Source organism: Candidatus Chlorohelix allophototropha, assembly GCF_030389965.1.
Lineage (GTDB): Bacteria > Chloroflexota > Chloroflexia > Chloroheliales > Chloroheliaceae > Chlorohelix > Chlorohelix allophototropha.
Map to the genome: position 1 here is coordinate 980,980 of NZ_CP128399.1, position 22,175 is coordinate 1,003,154.

The 22,175-nt window shown below is 46.1% G+C and carries 21 protein-coding genes and 1 pseudogene; 15 read left to right on the top strand and 7 right to left on the bottom strand.

All coding sequences use genetic code 11. From position 1 onward, the window contains the following. The first annotated feature begins 1 nt into the window (after nt 1). Genes OZ401_RS04150 through OZ401_RS04165 form a run of 4 tightly spaced genes read left to right on the top strand, consistent with a single transcriptional unit; the run spans nt 2 to nt 4,096 of the window. Nucleotides 2-1,129: a glycosyltransferase family 4 protein gene (locus OZ401_RS04150; RefSeq protein WP_341469452.1), complete on the top strand. Its 1,128-nt coding sequence runs from the start codon at nt 2-4 to the stop codon at nt 1,127-1,129. After that, the gene (locus OZ401_RS04155) at nt 1,126-2,319 is read left to right on the top strand and encodes a glycosyltransferase family 4 protein (protein WP_341469453.1); all 1,194 of its coding nucleotides are present in this window, start codon (nt 1,126-1,128) and stop codon (nt 2,317-2,319) included. The genes OZ401_RS04150 and OZ401_RS04155 overlap by 4 nt, the downstream gene beginning before the upstream one ends. Next, on the top strand, nt 2,313-3,161 hold the full coding sequence (locus OZ401_RS04160; RefSeq protein ID WP_341469454.1) for a DUF1616 domain-containing protein: 849 nt from the start codon (nt 2,313-2,315) through the stop codon (nt 3,159-3,161). The genes OZ401_RS04155 and OZ401_RS04160 overlap by 7 nt, the downstream gene beginning before the upstream one ends. Nucleotides 3,162-3,187: 26 nt before the next feature. Then, the gene (locus OZ401_RS04165) at nt 3,188-4,096 is read left to right on the top strand and encodes a CPBP family glutamic-type intramembrane protease (protein ID WP_341469455.1); all 909 of its coding nucleotides are present in this window, start codon (nt 3,188-3,190) and stop codon (nt 4,094-4,096) included. Nucleotides 4,097-4,394: 298 nt separating this feature from the next. Here OZ401_RS04165 and OZ401_RS25870 read toward each other — a convergent pair whose 3' ends face one another. Next, the gene (locus OZ401_RS25870; protein WP_425607606.1) at nt 4,395-4,685 is read right to left on the bottom strand and encodes a DDE-type integrase/transposase/recombinase; all 291 of its coding nucleotides are present in this window, start codon (nt 4,683-4,685) and stop codon (nt 4,395-4,397) included. After that, entirely contained in the window at nt 4,651-5,070 is a 420-nt protein-coding gene (locus tag OZ401_RS04170) for a DDE-type integrase/transposase/recombinase (protein ID WP_341469456.1), read from the bottom strand. Before OZ401_RS04170 ends, OZ401_RS25870 begins: the two co-directional genes overlap by 35 nt. A gap of 288 nt (nt 5,071-5,358) precedes the next feature. On the opposite strand from OZ401_RS04170, the gene OZ401_RS04175 reads away from it, so the two are divergent. The 5 genes from OZ401_RS04175 (at nt 5,359) to OZ401_RS04195 (ending at nt 11,279) form a co-directional block, all read left to right on the top strand. Next, a complete protein-coding gene (locus OZ401_RS04175) occupies nt 5,359-6,678 on the top strand; it encodes a transposase (RefSeq protein WP_341469457.1) in 1,320 nt (439 codons plus the stop codon). A 356-nt stretch (nt 6,679-7,034) separates the two neighbouring features. After that, entirely contained in the window at nt 7,035-7,787 is a 753-nt protein-coding gene (locus OZ401_RS04180; protein WP_341467994.1) for an ISL3 family transposase, read from the top strand. Nucleotides 7,788-8,287: 500 nt separating this feature from the next. Beyond that, on the top strand, nt 8,288-10,099 hold the full coding sequence (locus OZ401_RS04185) for a reverse transcriptase/maturase family protein (protein ID WP_341467995.1): 1,812 nt from the start codon (nt 8,288-8,290) through the stop codon (nt 10,097-10,099). Between the two features lie 136 nt (nt 10,100-10,235). After that, nucleotides 10,236-10,661 carry a helix-turn-helix domain-containing protein gene (locus tag OZ401_RS04190; RefSeq protein WP_341467996.1) on the top strand — a complete coding sequence of 142 codons (426 nt, stop codon included), beginning with the start codon at nt 10,236-10,238 and terminating at the stop codon, nt 10,659-10,661. 75 nt (nt 10,662-10,736) lie between these two features. Then, on the top strand, nt 10,737-11,279 hold the full coding sequence (locus OZ401_RS04195; RefSeq protein WP_341467997.1) for a transposase: 543 nt from the start codon (nt 10,737-10,739) through the stop codon (nt 11,277-11,279). Between the two features lie 88 nt (nt 11,280-11,367). On the opposite strand, the gene OZ401_RS04200 is transcribed toward OZ401_RS04195, so the two are convergent. After that, entirely contained in the window at nt 11,368-11,685 is a 318-nt protein-coding gene (locus tag OZ401_RS04200; RefSeq protein WP_341469458.1) for a hypothetical protein, read from the bottom strand. An 827-nt stretch (nt 11,686-12,512) separates the two neighbouring features. On the opposite strand from OZ401_RS04200, the gene OZ401_RS04205 reads away from it, so the two are divergent. Beyond that, nucleotides 12,513-13,493: a tyrosine-type recombinase/integrase gene (locus OZ401_RS04205; protein WP_341469459.1), complete on the top strand. Its 981-nt coding sequence runs from the start codon at nt 12,513-12,515 to the stop codon at nt 13,491-13,493. 275 nt (nt 13,494-13,768) lie between these two features. On the opposite strand, the gene OZ401_RS04210 is transcribed toward OZ401_RS04205, so the two are convergent. Next, nucleotides 13,769-15,133, bottom strand: coding sequence for an IS110 family RNA-guided transposase (locus tag OZ401_RS04210; protein WP_341469460.1), 1,365 nt, complete (start codon nt 15,131-15,133; stop codon nt 13,769-13,771). A 398-nt stretch (nt 15,134-15,531) separates the two neighbouring features. On the opposite strand from OZ401_RS04210, the gene OZ401_RS04215 reads away from it, so the two are divergent. The 5 genes from OZ401_RS04215 to OZ401_RS04235 all read left to right on the top strand — a co-directional run bounded on the left by OZ401_RS04215 (nt 15,532) and on the right by OZ401_RS04235 (nt 18,930). Beyond that, nucleotides 15,532-16,035 carry a transposase gene (locus OZ401_RS04215; RefSeq protein WP_341469461.1) on the top strand — a complete coding sequence of 168 codons (504 nt, stop codon included), beginning with the start codon at nt 15,532-15,534 and terminating at the stop codon, nt 16,033-16,035. A 67-nt stretch (nt 16,036-16,102) separates the two neighbouring features. Then, nucleotides 16,103-17,434 (top strand): IS4 family transposase, encoded by a 1,332-nt coding sequence (locus tag OZ401_RS04220; RefSeq protein ID WP_341469462.1) that lies wholly within the window; start codon nt 16,103-16,105, stop codon nt 17,432-17,434. A 54-nt stretch (nt 17,435-17,488) separates the two neighbouring features. Further along, the gene (locus OZ401_RS04225) at nt 17,489-18,250 is read left to right on the top strand and encodes a hypothetical protein (protein ID WP_341469463.1); all 762 of its coding nucleotides are present in this window, start codon (nt 17,489-17,491) and stop codon (nt 18,248-18,250) included. 134 nt (nt 18,251-18,384) lie between these two features. Then, complete coding sequence (locus OZ401_RS04230; RefSeq protein ID WP_341469464.1) at nt 18,385-18,531, top strand: hypothetical protein; 147 nt, start codon at nt 18,385-18,387, stop codon at nt 18,529-18,531. An 18-nt stretch (nt 18,532-18,549) separates the two neighbouring features. Beyond that, nucleotides 18,550-18,930 (top strand): tyrosine-type recombinase/integrase, encoded by a 381-nt coding sequence (locus tag OZ401_RS04235; RefSeq protein WP_341469465.1) that lies wholly within the window; start codon nt 18,550-18,552, stop codon nt 18,928-18,930. Between the two features lie 141 nt (nt 18,931-19,071). On the opposite strand, the pseudogene OZ401_RS04240 reads toward OZ401_RS04235, so the two are convergent. From OZ401_RS04240 to OZ401_RS04250, 3 genes and pseudogenes are all read right to left on the bottom strand, one after another. Beyond that, nucleotides 19,072-19,539: pseudogene (locus OZ401_RS04240) on the bottom strand (ATP-binding protein); the annotation flags it as partial. A 71-nt stretch (nt 19,540-19,610) separates the two neighbouring features. Then, entirely contained in the window at nt 19,611-20,660 is a 1,050-nt protein-coding gene (locus OZ401_RS04245) for a hypothetical protein (RefSeq protein ID WP_341469466.1), read from the bottom strand. Beyond that, nucleotides 20,651-21,730 carry a recombinase family protein gene (locus OZ401_RS04250; RefSeq protein WP_341469467.1) on the bottom strand — a complete coding sequence of 360 codons (1,080 nt, stop codon included), beginning with the start codon at nt 21,728-21,730 and terminating at the stop codon, nt 20,651-20,653. The genes OZ401_RS04245 and OZ401_RS04250 overlap by 10 nt, the downstream gene beginning before the upstream one ends. Nucleotides 21,731-22,175: the final 445 nt, after the last annotated feature.

Sequence of the window (22,175 nt, forward strand, 5' to 3'; positions counted from 1 at the left end):
GATGAGAATTGGCTATCTAACTTATGGTCTTGACCGCTATCCCACCGGAATAGGTCGCTATGCCACCGAGCTTTTAAAAGGTTTTTATGCTTTGCCCGAATCCCCTGATATTGTATTGCTGACCACAGAACAAGAAGATAAAGCAGGGTTATGGAATCATTTTGAGCATTACCCTTTAACAGGTTGCCGTTTGCTGCCCGCACTTATGGCAATAGGAAATCTGGCTCTTTCCCGCGCTTCCCTAAAATATAAGTTGGATCTAATTCATGACCCAAACGGAATCGCCCCTTTCTTTGGTCATGCTGCGGGAGTTGCCCGCGTAGTTACAATCCATGATGCTTTTACGTACATTTATCCCGAAAAGCATAATTGGCTGGATAATTGGCGGTATAAATACTATTTTCCTCACACTGCCCGTAAAGCTGATGCCGTTATTACAGTAAGTAATTGTTCTAAGCAAGATATTATCCGCTATTTAAAACTAGATCCTGATAAGGTTTTTGTCATTCCGGAAGGGGTGGGGGCAGACTTTATAGCACAGCCAGAAGGCAAGAAAAGACGGCAAATACTTGAGCGGTATGGGATTAAAAAACCTTATTTGTTATATGTGGGAGCAATAAATGGGCGTAAAAACTTGGAGGGGCTTCTCAGTGCCTATGCGCTTTTACTTCTGCGCTATCCAGACCTTAACCTGACTATCGTAGGTAAGCGACAATGGAAAACTGGAGGTGTGGAAACCGCTTTACAGCGTCTTAAACTTGAAAATCGAATAAACTTCACCGGATACATAGAAGATGGACATCTGCCGGATATATATAGCGCCGCTGAAGTTTTTGTATTTCCTTCGCTGTATGAAGGCTTTGGGCTTCCCCCACTAGAAGCGATGTCATGCGGCGTACCTGTAGTTACCTCAAATGTCGGATCGCTCCCAGAGGTAGTGGGTAGCGCTGGTCTTATGGTTGACCCCTACGATGTACCTAGCCTTGTCGATGCCATTGAGAAGGCTATGATAGATAGTGAATTGAAAGCAAGGCTAATAAAAAAAGGTTTCGAGCGAGTGGCAGGGTTTACTTGGGAAAATGCGGCGGCGAAAACATTTGAGGTGTACCGAAAACTGAGCAAAATATGACGAGTCATAATATAGTGAAAGAGGAGGAGATACGCCAATTTGCTGTAAGGTTGGTCGGACTAAGCGAAGGTAGTTCCACTGGCTTATCGCGCTATGCTCGAAGCCTTTACCAAGAATTGACCCTGCAAGAGGTAACGGTAGGGGTAACAGATTTTAAAACCCCTTCTATTCCTCCTTTTGTTGGAAAACTGGGATTTGATTCGGCTAAGTTTTTTAGCACTTTCCCTGTAGCGTTACCTGACGCTGTGGGTAACACCGTAACGCATTTGACTACCCAGAATCACGCCTCTGCCGTAGCATTTAAAAAGGTCAAGCGGTTGGTGGTAACGGTTCACGATCTGATTACCCTGTGCTATAATCACTACCCTGAGTTCACTACCCATTTAAAATATTATGATAAATTCTTTAATCGGTTGGCAGCGTATGGTTTGAAGAAAGCTCGTATGCTAATTGCCGTTTCTGAATATACGCGCCAAGACATTATTCGACTCTTATCATATCCCTCTGACCGAATTAAAGTGGTATATGAAGGAGTAGATCGGCAGAATTTTAGAGTTAAAGAAGTGCCGACCAATTTCTATCAACGCTATAATCTGCGTGAAGATATACCCTATTTGCTAAACGTTGGCTCCGAAGATCCTCGCAAAAACATACGGCGGCTTTTAGCGGCATTTGCCAAGGTTTCAGCAGAATTCCCCACTGTAAGATTACTAAAAGTTGGGGCTGCCGAGTTCCGTCACGAGAGGCAATATTTGTTGGATGAGGCAAAACTGCTAGGAATAAGCGACAAGGTGGTTTTTTTTGACCGGGTTTCGGATACAGACTTGGCTTATTTCTATAATATTGCGACAGCCTTTATCTTTCCCTCGCTCTATGAGGGTTTCGGATTACCTGCTCTGGAAGCTATGTCTTGCGGAACTCCGGTTATATGTTCCAATGCTGCTTCCCTTCCTGAAGTGGTAGGAGATGCCGCTTTGTTGTTCAGTCCAACCGATACATTGGAAATGGCTACCTTAATAAAGCGGGTACTTAGCGAACCTGATTTACAAAAGCATTTGCGCCGCTTAAGTATTGAACAAGCTGCCTTGTTTAACTGGGAGAAAACAGCCATAGAAACAGCCAAAATTTACAGGCAAGTGGTAGAGTTAGAAAAAGAGGCTTCCATGAAAAGAAAGCCATCCGTATGCTAAAAGGTTTGAAAGTGCAGTCTAATAATTTTGACTTGCTATTGATAACCCTACTGGCTCTTTTGCTACCTGTTGTGGTACAACTATCTTTACCATGGTTAAGGGTGCCTTTTGGACTGATTATGGTGTTGTTGGCGCCGGGTTATGCCATGTTACAGGCAATCTTCAACTCCGAAGTTGCGCCCGATTGGATATCGCGGCTTGCCCTCAGTTTTGGTTTAAGCCTTACAGCAGTAGCGCTACTGGTACTTATTCTCAACCTACTCCCACAAGGCATCAACCTATGGTCGATTACCATTTCTGTTTCATTATGGGTTATACTTTTCAGTGTAATTGCTGTTATCAGGCGCGGGAATCAGACACGTTTAATAGTAGAAGAGCCGAAAGAGGTAAGTACTCTTGAAAAATGGCAACCTGCCCAAAATTCGTCATCCCGTCTTATTTATATAGTTGGCGGTCTGGTTGTAGTGGTACTCCTGAGTCTTTTGCTAATAGAGTTACAATCCTCTCGTTCGGAGCATTTGACTGAATTTTACATTCTGGGATCAACCGGAAAAGCCGAAAATTATCCTTATAACGTGGTGATAGGTCAGCCTATAAAGATTCAAGCTGGAATTACTAACCGGGAAAATCGGCAGGTAAGTTATCGGATTGAAATACGAGACGGTCTTGAAGTTCTGGCGAGAACGGAAGTAATAAAGCTAGAGAACGAGGGTTTCTGGTTACAACCGCTGCAATTTAATGTCGGTTCTCAGGTAGGAATTCGAACAATTGATTTGTTGCTATATTTCGATAATAATCTTGACCCTTACCGCCAACTAAGACTACGCCTTAACGTGAATTAGCCCTACTAAAAGGAATCCATAAACCTGTGAAAGCCAGCAACATTGCTACTCCCACTCCTTTTGTGCATTATAGGTTAAGCTGGTTTTATCTGGCTCTTTTCGCAGGGGCAGAACTGTTAATAGCTACTGCTAACCCAATGCCCGGTCTTGCGCTGCACTGTTTAATTCTTTCAGCCCTTATCCTGCATAGCGCGTATCTAGCGAACTCTGACCTAGCCAATTTATACCGCTCTCTGATGGTGATAGCGATTTTGCGAATTCTCTCGATGAGCTTACCGCTGGATTTATTCCCACCTATAGCCCGTTACCCTATGATATACCTGCCTGTATTATTTTCAATTTGGCAGGTTGCTAGGCTGGCGGGGCTTCGCGCAGCTGAGTTAAAACTAAGAACCGGTAATTTATTCCTACAACTTCTTATTGCGTCTGGCGGGTTTGGGCTAGGCGCGTTGGAATACCTTATATTACAATCTTCGATACTGTCCGAACCTTTCGCTTGGGTCTCTTTTCTTACATGGACTCTGGTTTTAGTATTATGCACGGGTTTTTGCGAACAATTATTGTTTTCGGGTCTATTGTTAACTTTTTCCACTCGAACCTTTGGAAAGTATGCCATTCTTTATGTTTCACTGCTTTATGCAGCTTTGAACATCAGTACTGGTTCCTTACTCCAATGCATAATTGCATTTGGAATAGGGCTGAGCTTTGCTTTCCTAGCAAAGTGGGGAAATTCGCTACTTTGTGTATCACTTGCTCAGGGGACAGCAAACCTAACGGTACTTTTGTTAATGCCTTATCTGGAGGGAAATAGTACAAACTGGTTGGCAACGTTGACGCGCTGGGTCATTTGGATCAGTTTACCGGCAGCTATCGGTGGTGTATTTGTTCTCTGGTGGCGCTTTAGGCAAGGAAAGGTCAAAATCTCACTACAATGAATATCAGCTTAATACCCAGCAAAATATTATCCAGTAATGGTGATTCTATGTTAGCCCTAGTCGGAATCCTCACCTTATTGGGAGCGCTGTTAGCTAAGGAAGTCACATTATTCAGCGCAAAGCCCCGTGTGAAATTCATCAATAAGAGTTTGAATATAGTTCTTATACCTCTCTTACTCCTTATATTGGTAAACGCTCTAAGCAAGTTTCTGGATATAATGGTTTTATGATCTTGAGGTTGGTTCCGGCGAATTTCAGACAAGAGAACAAATATTCCTCTCGTAGCACCCTTTCAGCTTTAAACTCCTATTTCACTTTGCCGCCATACTAACTGCCTGTTCGTAAACTTACCCTTGAGCTGATAAAACTTGCTGACAAAATCTACCCGCCTCCACCTTGCACCTTTCCTATCTTTATGCCAGCGTCGGTGATTAAAAAAGTCTCTCTGCTCATCGTACGCTTGACAGAACCGTTCAGCACTTTCAGGCTTCTTGAAGCCTTTCATACTCCTGTATCTACTTTTTATGCCGCGGTGGTCTTGTTCGAGTCGATTATTAAGTATATCGAATCGCTCGATGTTCCACTCCACTACCCAGCGCTTTTTCGATTGCTTTGGGATAGGTCACTTCTTTGTCGCTGGTGACCTGAGTTGGCTTGAAGCCCACTGTAGCCACCGTCTGCTCGAAAAAAGAAGTAGTTGCCTCGATATTCCTAACCTCTGAAAGTTTTACCTCCACCAACTTTCCGTTACTGTCGATGGCTCGGTACAAATAATAATATTTTGAACCTACTTTTATAAGTGTTTCATCGGCTTTCCAGCGAAGGGTGGCTTTACCTTTTCGAGATTGCTTTAGCTCGCTGGTAATTAGAGGAGCATATTTCTCCTGCCAATGCCGGAAAGTCTCTTTTGAGAAGCGAAAGCCTTTAAGCAGAAATATTTCGGTCAGATCCTGGAAACTGAGCTTGAACCGCAATCGGTAGAGTACTACTTCGAGGATTGTCTGGTTTTTGGCTTGAGTTCTGTTGAAGGGTGAATTGGTTCTTTCATTGAAAGTTCGACGGCAAAAATTACAAAAAAAGGTAGGGTAACCGTGTTTGGTTAACCTGGAGCGATTAGAAATGGCATGCGAATAACAATGAGGGCATTGCATAAAAACCGGATCTTCTCCACAGCTTGACGTTTAGATAAACCAAAGGGCAAGCAGTGTTGGCACAACTTGCCCAGACGAGTAATGTTCTAATTGAGAAAGGACACTACTCGTATGAACCTTAACACACTTAAAGAATTTCGGCACGAAATCTATGACTGCTTTGAATACGCCAGTGACGCATTGTTTAATCTGGCGGATGCCCTTATGACAGAAAGCCAGGCTCAATCGGTACTGGAACTGACCCTTTCGCCCAATTTTGAGCGAAAATGGCCCAGTTTGTATGAGGCTTTGCAAATGGGTCAAGTTAACCAAACTCGCTTCGAGCAAACCATGGTGCGCTACGCCCCTCATCCCTTCGATGGTGAAAGATTGGTACTGGCAGTGGATGCTACCAATATCGAGCGACCCTTTAGCACTACATCTGCAGATCGTGGCTGGCTTTACAAACACAATCTGCCCAATTGTGATAAGCCCGTGACCGTGGGTTGGCAATTCTCGACCGTGGTGGTGGTGCCGGCTCAAACCAGTAGCCATACATACATTGTCTCCAACCGCAGGATCAAAACCAGTCAAACACCAGCAGAGGTAGCCAGCCAGCAACTGAGCGAATTGCGCCCATATTTTGCTGAAAGACCGCTCAATCTGGGAGACCGGTACTACCCCACCAAAGCATTTATTCAAAATAGCAGTAAGGACTATGACTTGCTGCTGCGGCTCAAGTCTAACCGAGTATTCTATCGAAAAGTGGTGAGAGATGAGCAGAAACGAGGTCGCGGCGCTCCCGCTAAACACGGTGCTCGTTTCCAATGTAATGATCCCAATACGCACGGTTTGCCGCAGCGAGTGTGGGTTGGGACGGACGAAAATGGACACAAACTGGTAGTAAGCGCATGGACTGAGCTGCATTTGAGGGAAGCACCTGAACTGGCACTGAGCATAATCCGAATACAGCGTGAGGCAGCCAGTGGTAAAACCCATGACCCTCTGGAAAGTTGGTATGTGTGGTCGGGTCAAACTGAGCTTGACCTGACGCAAGTCTGGTCGTATTACAAGAGGCGTTACTCGATAGAACACGGCTATCGTTTTGACAAACAAGATTTGTTGTGGGAAAAACCACGCTTGCGCTATCCGAGCCAGTTTGAGTTGTGGACGGCGATAGTCAGTTTGGTACACGACGAATTGCAAATCGCTCAAGGCTTGGGCTTGGAAGTGTTGCGACCTTGGGAAAATAGTCAACGAAAGCCAAGCCCTCAGCAAATTCGACGAGGCTTGTCCGGAATAATTGTGCAGTTGGGCAGTCCGGCCAAAGCCAGCAAAGTGCGAGGAAATGGGAAGGGTCGAGCGGTTGGCACCAAAGTAAGACCGGCTACCCGCTATAAGGTGGTCAAAAAGGGGTTTTCTACCTCTAATTTGACGAATATTCGCTGTTAAATTTGCTGGTAACTGGCTACAAACTGTCATTCTTTTGTAAGTTCCGATACGGGTTTCTATTTCCTATAGCCCCGTTTATCTAAACGTCAACCACAGCAGGTTGGACAGAATTAATAAACCAATTGTCAGGGGAAGTTTAACATAGAGGAAGAGGACAACCAATCAAGAAGAGCAAACTAATAAACCAAATTTGCACGATTTGCTCTTCCTCTCCCGCTATTTCTGGCAGGTTGTTTTTGTCAAGGGAAAAATGGTTCTGGCGCACTATGCGTGAATCGGTGGAAAGGGTAGCTAGCTATTATTGGTATAATTTAGGGGGTAGTAATTGTGTTCTAATTCCTAGAAATAGCTAGCCTATGTTAGAAGAAATTGTTTTACCTACACGCTGGGAAATTCAGCTTGATGCCTGTAAAGAAGAAGGCAGTACCCTGCTTCTCGAAGCACATTTAACATACCAGACTACACAATGTCCGAGTTGTAGATTTACGGCGGAGCGGGTGCATAGCCGTTACAAAAGACAACCGACAGACTTGCCGTTAATCGGGCAACAAGTAAGCTTGAGTTTAACCATACGCCGTTTCTTTTGTGATAATTCTGGTTGCCCGCGTCGCACTTTTGCGGAACAAGTACCAATTCTGCTCGAAAGAAAAGCCAGGCGTACCATTCGCCAATATCATTTGCTCGAAAATCTGGCTTTTGCGCTGGGAGGTAGACCGGGTGTTCGGCAAGCTGCTAAAGAGGGTGTAAAAGTAAGCCGTGATACTCTATTACGCATTATTCGAAAAACGCCGATCCCTTTACAACCTACTCCTCGAATTCTAGGAGTGGACGATTGGAGTTACAAGAAAGGGGTCGAATACGGCACGATCTTGATCGATTTAGAGCAACATTGCCCGGTAGATTTACTAGCTGACCGAAAAGCCGACACATTAGCTAAATGGCTGGAGGAACATCCAGGGGTGGAGGTAGTCAGTAGGGATCGTGCCAGTGCTTATGCTGATGGTGCCAGGCGAGGAGCACCAGAAGCGATTCAGGTGGCTGATAGATTTCACCTCTTGGTGCGCCGTATAGACGCTTGTTGGATACCTTTTAGAGAAAGGAGCGGTTGAGAGTAACAGACCGTTAGGACGGTGGCTTACTCGATGGGGAAAACCCAGACAGGACAGTAGCATGCCACAAAACCTCAGCAGACTGAAGACGTTTAGGTCTGGTTGAGGGTGTCCTGCTCGCTATGGTGAAGCTGAATTGCCGAACCTAATCTACCAACGGTGGTAAGGAACACTCAGCGTTAATAACGTTTATCGCGCTGTCACCGAAATATGCATCAGATTACGAGGGATGCAAAACACTCTCTTCGGTGAGTGATGGGTAATGAACCCATTCAAGGAGATGAAAGGGCACCTAAGGCGAGCTAGAACGTCTAACAAGTGGGATGCGGGATGACCTACGGGTCGCGAGACCTACGGTCACGGAACCCCCATAGTAGTCCGGGCTGAGGAAAACTCAGTACATGGCGAAGGGGCAGCCTTTGAAAGAAGGCCAGAGTTGACCCTTTGACAAAGGTCAGCAGGGTAGGTGTCGGCGAGTTGAGTATAGAAAGGGGCGCGTGATGCGTGAAGCCCGTAATATCCTCGAACTCATCCAAAAGCGCGGTACTCAAAACTTACCACTAGAAAGAGTGTATCGCCTTCTCTACAATCCTAATCTCTACCTAATGGCTTACGGTAAGATATATCGGAACAAAGGAGCCATGACGGCAGGAGCGGATAAAGAAACCGCTGATGGGATGAGCCTGACTAAAATTGAAGCTATCATCGAGAAATTACGTCAGGAGAAATACCATTGGAAACCAGCCAAACGAGTTTACATTCCACGCAAAGATGGCAAACAGAGACCGCTCGGTCTACAATCTTGGTCGGATAAACTGTTACAAGAAGTAATTCGCCTCATTCTTGAAGCTTACTATGAGCAAAGTTTCAGCAACTTCTCACATGGATTTCGACCAAAACGAGGTTGTCATACCGCTTTACAACAAATCTATCATAATTGGGTTGGCACAGTTTGGTTTATAGAAGGAGATATCTCAAAATGCTTCGAGAGTCTGTCTCATGAAAAGATTGAGGCCAGGCTCAGAGAGGATATTAAAGATGAGAGGTTTGTTCGGCTCATCAGCCAATTGCTAAAAGCAGGCTACCTGGAAAATTGGCGATGGAATGCCACCTATAGCGGAGCACCGCAGGGTTCAATTCTTAGCCCCCTTTTGTCGAACCTACTTTTAGACCAACTGGACAAATGGGTCGAAACTACACTTATTCCAGAATACACCAGGGGCGAACGAAGAAGACTTAATCCACAATACGAGAAGATCAAGCACAGTGCCTATTACCAAACTTCCAAAGGGCGAACGGAAATAGGACGCGAACTATGGAAACAGGTTCAAAAACTGCCTTCGCAAGACCCTGATGATCCAAACTACCGACGTTTAAGATACATTCGGTATTGCGACGACTTTCTATTAGGTTTTATTGGCTCTAAGGCGGAAGCAGAAGAGATTAAGCGAAAAATCGGAGAGTTTTTAAGCCAGAAATTGGAATTAAAATTATCCGAGGCTAAAACGTTGATCACGCATGCCAAAACCCAAAAAGCCAACTTTCTCAATTACGAGATACACACAATCCACGAAAACAGTCGGCGCGATACAACTGGTCGTCGTTGTGTCAATGGAAACATTGGCCTCAGAGTGCCAAAGGAGGTTGTGAAAAGTAAATGCCAGCGTTACAAACAACACAGCCGCAAAGTTTTACAAAGAACGGAACTAATTAACGATAGCGTTTTCACCATCATAAATCTGTATCGTTATGAGTTTCGAGGGTTAGTCGAATACTACCGACTAGCCTACAACCTCCACACGTTTACCCGATTAGATGGGGTAATGGAAACTTCCTTAACCAAAACAATAGCGGCAAAACTCAAATTGTCGGTACCTAAAATCTACCAGAAATACCAGACAGAATATGAGTTAGAAGGAAAACGTTACAAAGTCTTGGAAGAAACCATTGAAAGACCAGGGAAGAAACCGTTGGTAGCACGCTGGGGCGATATTTCACTGAAGTGGGATATTAAAGCCTCGATTGAAGACGAGAAGAAAGTTTTCAACTGGCCACCTCGAACGGAATTGGTCAAACGACTTTTAGCGGACAAATGTGAAAATTGTGGAGCCAGCGGAAAAGCTGAGCGAATACAAGTCCATCACATTAGAGCGTTAAAAGAGCTTGAGCGATACCCTGGGCGAGAGAAGCCAGGCTGGGTCAAAGTAATGGCGGCAAGAAAGCGCAAAACTTTAGTTTTATGTGAAAGTTGCCATCAAGATGTAACCTATGGACGACCATTTCGACGAGTACCGAAGTCCGCGACAGGCTAGACCGATGCTGGAAAGCGGTGTGCATTGAAAGATGCCCGCACCGTTTGGGAGAAGGCCGTTGGAAAAGTGCTTTTCTTTGGAAGAGTAACTCGCTGGCGGCCCATCTCACGTGAATCTGGGAGACCATCTCAAAACTATGTTTGAGCGTAAAAGTGCTTGTTTACTCCCCAGGCAAGTTAAGACGGAGCAACTGGAATGTAGCCGGGTAGAACAAGTTGAAAACCAAGAATTTGAGCCTGTAATTCTTTCAGAGAACGAACAAAGAAGGAAGGTAGGGCTAAAACTTGAGACTGCTTTAACCACCCTAGAAAATGAAGATAAGGAAATTTCTGCTGAAGAAACGCCACTAACCATACCAATTAGTCGCAAAGATTATTTATTTGAACATATTAAGGCACTATGTGAGGAGGGCTTAACCCAACGCAGAATTGCCAGGGAATTAAGAATTAGCAGGCAAACTGTAAAGAAATATTTGATAGCCGAACAAGTACCACGTTACACTCCCCGTGCCTCCGGGCCAAGTATATTGGATTTGTACAAACCTTATATTGCACTGAGATAGGCAGAAGGAGTTTACAAAGGGGTACAACTTTTCCTTGAGATTAAAGAGCGTGGTTACACCGGGTCGTGGGCACTTATGGCTCAATATCTGGCAAAATACCGATTGAATCATCCTCCGCCAAAACCACTGAAAACTGGTCGTGGAAGACCACCTGGAGCAAGTAGTGCAGAAGGTAAGGCGCTCCCTAAGCTAAAACCACAACCACTGCTAAGTGCCAGAAAAGCCAGTTTTGTAATGTTGAAGAATACAGAGGATTTAACCGAAAAGCAGCAGGAGTTGTTGATCCATCTACGAACCTTTGATAGTGAAATAGAAACAGCTTACCAACTCAGTCAGGAATTTGTGAAAATGCTACGAGGGCGGCAAGGTCAGAATTTAGAAGAGTGGCTGAAAAAGGTGGAACAGCAGGTGGGGCTGGCACAATTACAGGAATTGGGAAGTTTTGCGAATGGGATAAGGCAAGACCAGGCAGCAGTGAAAGCTGGTCTAACCTTGGAGTTCAGCCAAGGTCAGGTAGAGGGTCAGGTTAATCGATTGAAAACGATTAAGAAAACAATGTTCGGTCGCGCTAGATTCACGTTGCTAAGGGCGAGGGTATTACGCCCTACTGCGGCTTAACTAATCTGGGTTATCGCCCATATTTTCACGCAAAGTGCGCCAGAACCCTTTTTAAATTATCATAAACAGATATTGTCAAAAAACGCTTCTATGTCGGCATCCACCGCCCAACGGTAGCCTTCCCGATAGACTTTTTCAATCTCATCCAGCGCGGTTCGGGTAGAGCGGTCAGGTCGGAAACCAAAGCTGCAGGGCAGAAATTCCGGCTCGAAAGCGGCACAATTACGTTCAGCGCCACCCGTTGCGCCACTCTATCGCGCACAGTGAGTATTGAAAGTACCCGGTAACCACCGCCCGGTTTGGGCAAGCGAAAATTGACAATCGGGTCGGGACGGTAACGCCCACTTAACAACTGGTAGCGCAGGTTGGTCAGGCGCTGTGGTAGGCTGCGCTCGAACAAGTCCAATGAAACTCGATCTGCCGCCCCACTCCAGCGCCGCGCGTTGATCCCACGCCCCTTGCCGTGAAGTGACGTGAAAGGAGATGAGTTGGAGCGCGTTGAGGCTGTTATCTGCCTGCAATCTTTCTATCACGCCCCGGCACAGGGTCGGGATGCAGCTTGAAGTATCTTCGCGTACTCCTCCGGCCGAGTTAGGAATAGTTCGCCCGGTGAGGGCATCATGTTCAAATTCCTCGATTAAGGAAAGCAGGGTGGCACGGGTGGAGAGTTATCTAGGGTCTGGAGTAAATGAGCGGTATTGGCTGCTTTGAAGGGATCGGTTACCTGAAAGCTCAACACTCCTGCTAGAGTTACCTGCCATTTGTCCAGACTGAGGGCGGTTTTGCACCGTCATGTTGACCACCTGCACTACCAAAGGTCCGGCGGGTAGGCTCAAATGAGCGTGGTTGCTGGATCTTAAGGCGGCTTCGTAACCCTGATTGCCTGTGAGCAGGGCACAGGTGCCGGGTCGGACGTTGATGCGCCCGAACAGTTTGAAGACACCTAATCCTCGGAAGGGGATTGAAACTTGACACTTTCTTCACCAGTATAACCCGCAAAGAGTATGTCGGAAAGCACCTAATCCTCGGAAGTTCATCCCAATTGCTGAAAACCTAAACCTAATAGAGGCAAAATTAACTTGGTGAATGTCTATAGGTAATGACGATTACCATTGTTGGAACTTGGCAAGCCTCATTCCTAAGTAATGACAATATCTGTTGTGGGAACTTGGATAGCTGTGGTACACTGTAATAGAAATAAATCAGGTTAAAAACCTCAGCGAAAGAACAAATATGGCAGATGAGCAGGTAATACCAGTAGCACAATCAGTAGAAATAGTCTCGGTAAACCAGGAGGAAACTAACTCGCTGCCGCTTGATCAGAATCCGGCAGCGGTTTATCTCGCTACTCTGCGCCCGGTTGGTCGGCGTGGAATGCTCCGTGCTCTCACTCTTATAGCCGAAGTCGTCAGTGGTGGCAAACAAACTGCCCTGACCCTGCCCTGGCATAAACTGCGTTACCAGCATACCGCTGCCATCGCCCCCGTCCTGGTGGAACGCGGCTACCGCCCCGCCACCGTCAATCAGGCTTTGTCAGGCTTGCGTAGTGTCCTCTACCATGCTTGGAAATTGGGGCTAATGGAAAGCGAAGATTACCAGCGTGCCCGCGATGTTAAAAACCGCCGGGGTGAAACCCTCCCGCGGGGTCGCGCTTTGGATAAAGATGAGTTAAAGGCCCTGATCAAAACCTGCCAAGCTGAAAAAACGCCGGGCGGGTTACGGGATGCTGCCCTGATCGGGTTGATGTACGGCACCGGACTGCGCCGTTCGGAAGTGGTCAAGCTAGAGCTGAAGGATTATAACCCTGCCACCGGGGCGCTAACTATTAGAGGAGCCAAGGGTGGCAAAGACCGACTGGTGTATGTCAAAGGAGGAGCCGCAAAATCTCTGGCGGTCTGGCTGGAGCAGCGAGGTGATACTGCTGGAGCGCTTTTCTGCCCGGTGCATAAAAGTGGTAAGGTTAGAGTGGAAATTATGACCGACCAATCGGTAATGAAAATATTAAAAAAGCGCGGTTTACAAACCGACCTAGAATCGTTTAGTCCACACGACCTACGACGCACCTTCATCTCGGATCTCTTGGATGCGGGAGCGGATATAGCTACGGTGCAGAAGTTAGCGGGACATGCCAGTGTCACCACTACTGCTCGTTACGATCGGCGGGGAGAAGCAGCCAAAAGCAAAGCCACCGACCTACTTGAAATCCCCTACTAAACTGTTGCCACAATGGAATTCGTTTTCTTCCCACGAAATCTTCTGCCAACTTGGGCAAAAGAGTTAGTTCTCAGGTATATTTTTGTCAGAATGGCAAAAAAGCCTCATGCTACAAGGCCTGCTAAGGCGGTTCTTGAGTATGTTGTGCCATATATTGGTACTCTTTGGGGATTAACGGGGCTTAAAACGGCTTGTAGTGAGAGGTCATATTTATGGCTCTGCTATGAAAATCCGGTTTCCCCCTAACCAAATAGAGAAAGCGGTCAGAAAAATGATCAAGCTAATTTGGGTTCAGGGTTTTTAAGATTAACCTGATAACCCAACCGCTCTAACCGCCGAATTAACCGATTAGTAATAGTGCCACGTTTGCGTTCGTCCAAGTAATCATAGCCAAGCTCTTTGTACTCTTCTTTTCGAGTAAACATATAATACACACTTACCAGAATGGAATGCGCTACTGCAATAATTGCTCGGCGTTTACCCCGTCTGCCCGCTAGCTTGGTGTAGAGTGCTCCCAAATAACTTTTCTTACTTTTTGCAGCAGCGTGAGAAGCTTGAATTAAACCCTTTCGTACTGGTCGATCTCCAGAAGATATACGTCCCGGCAATTGTTTTCCGGCACTCCGATTATTGCCCGGTGCCACTCCAGCCCAACTAGCCAGATGTGCGGCTGAGGGAAAACGGCTCATATCAATACCTATTTCAGCGATAAGCAGTTGGGCTACTTTACGGTCAATTCCAGGAATAGTATCTAATAAAGCCACTGCTTCTTCCCAATTCAACGTAGCTACAGCGGTAGCTGGGGTGCTGGGGTCTGGAGTGAAATTATTCTGACTACTTTCAAGAGCTTGACCTATTTTAGTAGCAGGGTCAGGACTGACCAAATTAACCGACGGACCCTCTTTCAATTGTCGTTCAATCTCAGAACTGAAAATCTCAACTTGCTCATCCAGGAAATCAAGATGGGCTAAATGCTGGGTGAGTAGGAAACAGTGTTGATCTCGAACCTGGCCTTTCAGAGCTTTAGCTAATTCAGCTCGTTTGGCACGCATTCTACCACGTGCCAGTTCCGCCAGTTTTTGTGGGTCGGTTTCACCAGCGATGATAGCTTCTAGCATTTGCCTGGCGGATACTCCCCTAATATCTGAAACTACACTAGCCAGTTTTAGGTTGGCCGCTTCCAGAACCTTTTGTAGACGATTGATCACACTGGCACGTTCCCTGACCAGATTGCTGCGCTGCCGGGTCAAATCCCTCAGATCACGTTGAGCACGTGGTGGAATAAAACTAGCTCGTAAGAGACCGTGCTGAAGTAATTCTGCCAACCATTGCGCGTCTAGAACGTCGGTTTTGCGACCAGGGACGTGTTTAACGTGCTGAGCATTAACCAGTAATATCTCAAGTTGACCCTCCAAAATATTATGCACTGGTTTCCAATATTCTCCGGTACTTTCCATCGCTACAATCGTAACTTCCTCTTGTGAGAACCAATCCAACAGTTCCAGAAGCTCAATCGTAGTAGTGCCGAAGGTTCGAGTTTTTTGAAGCTGGGTACCATCTGCTTCCAGCTTAAGGCAACAGGCTACTACGCTCTTTTTATGAACATCCAGACCAGCACAAGAGGGATGAAGCACCAGCATATTTACCTCACTTACTAAGTTAGATATAGTTACTCGTTAAGTAGGGTTGGTTGAATGCCCAGTAAAAAGAACTCTGCTATGCGTGCTCAACTGCTTCTGTTTAACCAAAGCATTGGCAACAATTAAAGGTGCTCAAAGGCATTCCGGTCCGACTGTTGTCCAGGCTAGCAGCACCATTATCCATTAACGACCTCTCGCCCAACTCTACCTTTTTAGAATAACATAGAGCCGCTACACTATCTATTAATTAGAACCCCTAAAATCCATTTTCATGCTTAAAGGTGTCACATGAAAAGTTACATAGTGACTGTTGGCGAAGACAGGGTGGTAAAAACAGAGTAAAATTGTTATCTCCAACTAAAATAATAAGATTACTTGCCCCAATAGGGAGAATAACATTGTCACTCAAACCTGAACCAATTAGTCCAGTACCTGAGCAGACTGCCTTGACCGCCAGAGCCGCTTTCCCAAAAGGCAGTGTTTTTATCAAGATGCGCGATGAAATAGGCACACTATATCAAGATCAAGAGTTTGCCGGGCTGTTTTCTACCACAGGGCAACCAGCCATAGCACCCTGGCGTTTGGTGCTGGTAACTTTAATGCAATTTATGGAAGGTTTGTCTGATAGGCAGGCAGCCGATGCAGTACGCGGTCGTTTGGACTGGAAATATGCTTTAAGCTTGCCTCTAGAAGATAGCGGCTTCGATTTCTCAGTCCTAAGTGAATTCCGTAACCGCTTGGTAGCTGGTAATGCCGAGCAGCTCATTTTTGAGAAAATGCTGAACTACTTTAAGCAAAAGGGTTTGGTGAAAGCAGGTGGTCGCCAAAGAACCGATGCTACCCATGTATTGGCACAAGTAAGAGCCTTGAACCGAGTAGTATTAGTAGGTGAAACCCCATAGGTTACAAGTTAAGGGTTCTAAAGGATTGTCAAGCAAAAAAGAAGCAAAATAGCTTATAATTTGAGGTATGAGTACCCAAAATAATAATAAAAAGAATACCAAAACGAGCCATTCACGTCAGACCAGAGCAATAATGTTGGAGCGCTCAAAACGACCCGTCCCCGCCCCAACCGAGCAGGAAATAGAGCAACTGCTCAATCAGTTGATCGAACCAGCAATTCTAAATCTGACGCAGCATTATCAAAGCTTAGGCTTACGTTGCCGTACCCTCACCCTACCAGTAATGGTTTGTTTCCTGATTAGTCTAATCTGGCGACAATTGGGTTCGGTCAGTGCCGCGGTTAGAGAACTTAATCAGTACGGACAACTGTGGCAACCAGCCCTTAAAGTAAGCCAGCAAGCCGTGAGTGAACGTTTGCGAGAGTTGCCCGCTAGTCTATTTGAAAGTATTTTAAGGGAGGTCTTGCCAGAAGTACAAAAACGTAGCCAAGCCCGCCAACGTCCCCTCCCGAAAGAGTTGCAAAAGGGGCTGGCTGAGTTCAAACAGATAGTGGCAGTGGACGCTTCCAGTTTGGATGCCTTGATAAAGAAAGTGGGTTTGTTACCGGAAACTGAGCAGACGGTATTAGGTGGGCGAATGTTAGCAATGTTAGACTTGCGTAGTCAATTACCTACCCAAGTATGGTATGAGGAGGATAGTTACTGCCACGAACAGAACTGGTGGGAACAAATTTGTGAAAGCCTGCCCAGTGGGGCTTTACTGTTGTTCGATTTAGGCTTCGTGAATTATGGGCGATACGCTCAGTTAAGCTCAGAAGGCAAATACTTTATCAGTCGGGTCAAGAGCAGAATGGTGCATCAAGTTCTCCAGAAGTTAAGCTGGAGAGAGGGGCAGCGTGAATGGCTAATACAAGTGAAAGATGCGGCTAGGCAACCGTTAATATTAAGGCAAGTGGAAATAGAATATGCGGGTAAATGGTACAGTTATGTCACCAATGTGCTGGAGCTAGAGCGGTTAAGTGGCACTCAAATCGCCGAACTATATCGGCAACGCTGGCGGATAGAGGATGCCTTCAAAACGGTAAAACGGTTGCTGGGCTTAGCTTATTTTTATGGCAGTAGCCAAAACGCCATATTATTACAGTTATGGACAACCTGGTTAATGTACAGTGTCTTGATTGATTTGAGTGATGGGGTGGCGGAGGAATTGGAACTGCCTTTGAGCCGAATTTCGGTAGAAATGGTATATCTGGGGCTGGGTCATATAAGCCGTGTGAGGGCTAGAGGGCTAGAAGTTAGTGTGGTTCAGTATTTGGCCACTAATGCCAAACTTTTAGGGATTGTCAAACGTCCAAGACCCAGACCTAAACCTGATTTGACTTTCCCTTTAATTTCTTAACTTGTAACTGATGGGGACACCCTTAGAGCTACTCTAAATGTACTAGCTGTAGTTGTGCCTGAGTGGCTAAAGAGTAGCATACCAGCCGAATGGTTTAATCGCTATGACCGTAAGTTCGAGGAATATCGGCTACCAAAAGAAAAGACTAAGCGCAGCACTTTAGTCGAAACAATTGGTAAGGATGGTAACTTACTACTTGAAGCTATAGTGAACTCCAAAGAAACTAGCTGGTTGTGGCAAGTACCAGCGGTGAAATTATTAGGTCAAGTGTGGCTCCAACAGTTCGAGTGGCAAGAGGCTGAACTCAAATTCAGGGAGGATGATAACATTCCTCCTCCCGCTAAAATGATTTGTTCGCCCTACGATCCAGAAGCTAGCTATGGACGCAAGCGGAAAACCTGGTGGGTGGGTTACAAGGTGCATTTAACAGAGAGTTGTGAGGAAGATAGCCCTCATTTGATTACTCATGTCGAAACCAGTCGTGCTGGTAATGGCGATGTGGATGTAACCCCACGTATTCACCAAGCTCTCCAGCAAAAAGGGCTTTTACCTAAGGAACATTTAACCGACACCAATTACGCCGAAGCCAAACAATTTTTAGCAAGCCAGCGCGATTATGGAATAGATTTAGTGGCTCCCGCCCGTGGTAGTAATGATTGGCAAGCAAAAGGAGCTGGTTTTAATGCCAGTGATTTTGAAATTGACTGGGATAGGCAAAAAGCGAAATGCCCAGCAGGGCAGTCTAGCTCAAGTTGGTCGACTGCTTTAGACCGATATCAAAATGAAGTGATCAAGATTAAGTTTTCGATGAAATAGTGCAAATGTTGTGAGCTACGTTCCAAATGTGGCTCTTCCGCAGGTTCGCTGATGTGTAATCCATTTTGAGATTAGATTACGGTTAAGGTTACAAAATTCCGGTTCAAAATTTAGCTGAATCAGCGAGATTGCGGATGAACCTATTGACAACCGCAATCTACAGGCTAGAACGGATTTATAATGAAGGTCGCTTACATTCGTCTTTGGGTTACTTAGCGCCAGTAGAATTTGAACATAATTGGTTGGCTCAAAAGCGGCTAGAATCTGGTCTGGTCATATAGGGGGCATTCCACACACTGGTGGTACTTCTTTTACATACAGGACTTAGGGCGAGTGAAATTTGTTTGCTTAAACCTGAGCAAGTGAAAATTGCAGGGCGAAAGGGTACCCTGACTGTAGTAGGTAAAGGTAACAAATACCGAGAAGTACCGCTCAACGCCACTGCCCGCGGGGTCTTGGGTAAATACCTTGCAAAGTTAGGAACTGAGTTGGTATTCGTATTCCCCTCAGAAAAAACAGGTGAAGCCCTGACTGAGAGAGCTTTAGGTAAGAAATACGCCGACAAAGCTAAACTGAAAGATGTTAGTCCCCATGACTTACGCCACCGTTTCGGCTATCGGATGGCAGAACATGTGCCCTTGTGTAGATTGCGGTTGTCAAGACCTAATATTCCGGGCTAAAAATGCATCTGAATTTAACCCACTTTTTTAAGAAAAAGCTCCAGGCAGTGGCCTGTCGCACGCTGGCGTTCGCACAAAAGCCAAGCTTTTGCGCTCAACCAGCTCTTATTAGGCTGAAATAATCTTAGCCTCTTGAAATCTTTAAGAACCAGTTCCCGCTTCCGGTTTCTTTTCTTCTGGTGGAAGTTGCCGACGCTCTAAGCCGTAACTCTCCTTTCCTAAAGTGCGGTAACTGCTACCTCTTAAATAAAAAACTTCTCCGTGATGCAATAAACGGTCAATAATCGCCACCATCAAGGCAGTATCACCACCCTCGATCAGTTCGCCCCAGTTAGAAAGGCTTTTGTTACTGGTAATGATCGTAGCACCTCTGAGGTAACGTCCGCTGATCAGCTCATATAAGGCCGGACCTACACGTGCGTCCATCGGTAAATAGCCCAGTTCGTCTAATACCAACACCTGACATTTCAAAAGCGGCTCTAAAATCCTGGCTATTTCCTGGCGAGTGCTAGCCGCAATCACTTGGTTCGCCAGTTGTTGAGCCGTAATGAACTTTACGGTGTAACCCAACTGCACCATCTTAATTCCGGCTGCAATCGAAAGATGGGTTTTAACCCATCCATCAGAATGCCTCCTTTGCTACTATAGGTTCACGCTTTTTTGATTGGTAGGGATTATTTCTAAATCTGACTATTACGTTTCGCTAGCCAGTCCTCTTTCCGCTGCCAGTATTGTCTTAGTTGTGCAATTAACTCCGCATTGTCCTGGATTAAATAACTATGGCGACGAGGATGCTTTTTAAGATATTCCGGCTTTATCCGTTTGTTGGCTATCTGCCTGTATACCCAGTCTACTTTAAAGCCTTCTCGAACAGCCAGTTCCTGCACCGGCAAATAATTGCCTAAGCGCATGGTCTTTAGATTTAATTCTTCAGGATGTTGTTTTAAGTATTGTAGTCGAATGTCTCTCACGGTTGCTGCTGAAACATTTTTTGATCGAGCAGAACGATACCCCTCTCGGCTCACCTGCTCAGCTATTTCTTGTTCCGTAAGACCCTCTTTCCACAAAACCTGTAACCGTTCTGCCAATTCCTCGTACTCTCCCAGATCTCTGGTGCGATGAATAGGGGGGTTTACTTCTAATTTGGTATAGTGACCCGAAATCCAGACTACTCTTAATTCTAACGTGTCACTTTTTACCCGGTCCACTATGACCTTGGCTACCAGTGAGCGTAGTAAATCCTTTTTCTGGGCATTGTCCAGCTGACCGCTTTGCCATAATTCCGGCAGGCTTTCAGAAATTCGACGAAATTGTTCTTTCAGTTCGGTGGGTAATGTCACCGGATAATGGGCCGTTTCAAATCGTCGGTACCCTTCCTGGATTTCTTTCAATGCGATGAGAGCGTTTTCCCAACGTTTTTCCAGTTCACCCGCTACCAGGCGGTTTTCCGGATCCACCAGACTGTACTGCCGTTCGGCTAATTGCACCCCATACTGTGCCCGTTTTAATTTTTCGTCCCAGTGCCGGAATAACTCCCTTCGTTCTTTTTCCTGTGCTACCAGTACGGCTTCCAGGGCATCAAGTTGGGCCGGACGTATTGCCTCAAAAAAAGCCTGCACTACCACTTCTTCCACAGCGGCTGCGCTTACCGATAGGCAAATGCGATCTACCATATTTTTGAATTTTCGGTCACAGAGATATCGAGGGGCATCTTTGTAGCTTACCCGCATTCGAGCACCACACTTCCCACACACCAGTAAACCTTGCAGTAGTGCCTGGCCTTGTCGGCTAACTCCCTGAGCGCCTGCGGTTGTCCGCCTAAAATTTGAGGCATTCTGCCTGAGTTGCGCTTGATTGGACAGGTATTGTTCCCAGCTGATATAAGCTGGATAACATTTTGTTGGATGTTAATCCATTCCTCCATCGGTTTGTGCACCTGAATAGGTCGGCCTGTTATCTGCTTGCGAAAGGGATCGGTTGGTCTGCGTCCGTATACAAAAGCTCCGGCATAACCCGGATTATTTAGTATTTTGTAAACAGCCGCCTCGGTTACCGGTTTCCACAGCAATTGCCCCCGGAAAAAGCCTCCGGTTTGGCACCGGGGTAAAAGAACTCCCGCTTGTTTTAAAGCCTTGGCTACTTTCCAGGAGCTACCTTTTTCGGCAAACTGATTAAATACCAGTTCAATGGTATGGCGAATGCTGTCATCCGGGTCTTTTACCACCGTACCATCTGGCAAGCGCACCAGACCAGTAGGCAAACACTGGCGGTAAGTTCCCTTATGTACCTGATTTAGCCGACCGGCATCCATCCGCTGGCGGATTAAATAAAGTTCAGCTTCGCTCATTGTACCCTTCAATCCTAATAAAAGTCTGTCATTGTACAGGCGTGGATCATAGATACCATCGTTGTCAGCAATCAAAGTCTTAAACAGAGCGGCGAGGTCCAATAAATGATACCAATCGCTGTTATTGCGAGCAAGTCGGGAAACTTCCCAACCAAAGATAATGCCCACCAATCCCAACGATACTTCCGCTACCAGATCCTTGAAGCCAGCACGGTGAGAACTGCTAGAGGCAGTTTGGGCCTGATCCATATCAATAATCCGGATCCGTTCCGTTGACCAGCCCAGCATTTTGGCGCGTTCCACCAGATGATACTGATTTTCCTGGCTCTCTCGATTTCTTTCCACTTGTTTGGCAGTGGATTGGCGTACATAAACATAAGCCAGCCGCTGGCAGTGTTGTAAGGTAAGTTTGGATTGCCCGGTCGCCAAAGCCAGTTTAGTAGAATCAGTCATAATTAACCTCCTCGGTGTTTATTACCCGATTGCCCAGGGTCTGGCAAATCTTTATGAACGTCTCCAGGACCAGTTGCTGTTGCTGGGGAGAGAGATGGGTCCATACCTGAGCAGTGGTTACCTGTAGCACTGTCACCGAGACATTGGGTAGTGGAACTGGACGAGCGGACGGTGGTAGTAGTTCCGGCTGATTTATCTTCATCGGCTATACCCCTTCCTACTAATTGTGATTGGACACGGGTATAGGCTAACACCAAACGCTTTAAAGCTGCTAAGTATACCGGAATAGAAACACTTTCAGGAGGTTCAGGGGCACGGTCGGTAATTCCTATCGGAAGTTGGTGCTCTTGATCCCTGTGATCTAAAACTACACAGGAGAGCCCGATATGTTGTTTGTTGCAAATTCCTAACAGGCGGAAGGTTTGACGGTAAAAGTGGTGCCTGG

What these genes read in the sequence shown, in the direction of transcription:
- OZ401_RS04150 (WP_341469452.1), top strand. Translation starts at nt 2, where the DNA reads ATGAGAATTGGCTATCTAACTTATGGTCTTGACCGCTATCCCACCGGA.
- OZ401_RS04155 (WP_341469453.1), top strand. Translation starts at nt 1,126, where the DNA reads ATGACGAGTCATAATATAGTGAAAGAGGAGGAGATACGCCAATTTGCT.
- OZ401_RS04160 (WP_341469454.1), top strand. Translation starts at nt 2,313, where the DNA reads ATGCTAAAAGGTTTGAAAGTGCAGTCTAATAATTTTGACTTGCTATTG.
- OZ401_RS04175 (WP_341469457.1), top strand. Translation starts at nt 5,359, where the DNA reads ATGAACCTTAACACACTTAAAGAATTTCGGCACGAAATCTATGACTGC.
- OZ401_RS04180 (WP_341467994.1), top strand. Translation starts at nt 7,035, where the DNA reads ATGTTAGAAGAAATTGTTTTACCTACACGCTGGGAAATTCAGCTTGAT.
- OZ401_RS04185 (WP_341467995.1), top strand. Translation starts at nt 8,288, where the DNA reads ATGCGTGAAGCCCGTAATATCCTCGAACTCATCCAAAAGCGCGGTACT.
- OZ401_RS04190 (WP_341467996.1), top strand. Translation starts at nt 10,236, where the DNA reads ATGTTTGAGCGTAAAAGTGCTTGTTTACTCCCCAGGCAAGTTAAGACG.
- OZ401_RS04195 (WP_341467997.1), top strand. Translation starts at nt 10,737, where the DNA reads ATGGCTCAATATCTGGCAAAATACCGATTGAATCATCCTCCGCCAAAA.
- OZ401_RS04205 (WP_341469459.1), top strand. Translation starts at nt 12,513, where the DNA reads ATGGCAGATGAGCAGGTAATACCAGTAGCACAATCAGTAGAAATAGTC.
- OZ401_RS04210 (WP_341469460.1), bottom strand. Translation starts at nt 15,133, where the DNA reads ATGCTGGTGCTTCATCCCTCTTGTGCTGGTCTGGATGTTCATAAAAAG.
- OZ401_RS04220 (WP_341469462.1), top strand. Translation starts at nt 16,103, where the DNA reads ATGAGTACCCAAAATAATAATAAAAAGAATACCAAAACGAGCCATTCA.
- OZ401_RS04230 (WP_341469464.1), top strand. Translation starts at nt 18,385, where the DNA reads ATGAACCTATTGACAACCGCAATCTACAGGCTAGAACGGATTTATAAT.
- OZ401_RS04245 (WP_341469466.1), bottom strand. Translation starts at nt 20,660, where the DNA reads ATGCGGGTAAGCTACAAAGATGCCCCTCGATATCTCTGTGACCGAAAA.
- OZ401_RS04250 (WP_341469467.1), bottom strand. Translation starts at nt 21,730, where the DNA reads ATGACTGATTCTACTAAACTGGCTTTGGCGACCGGGCAATCCAAACTT.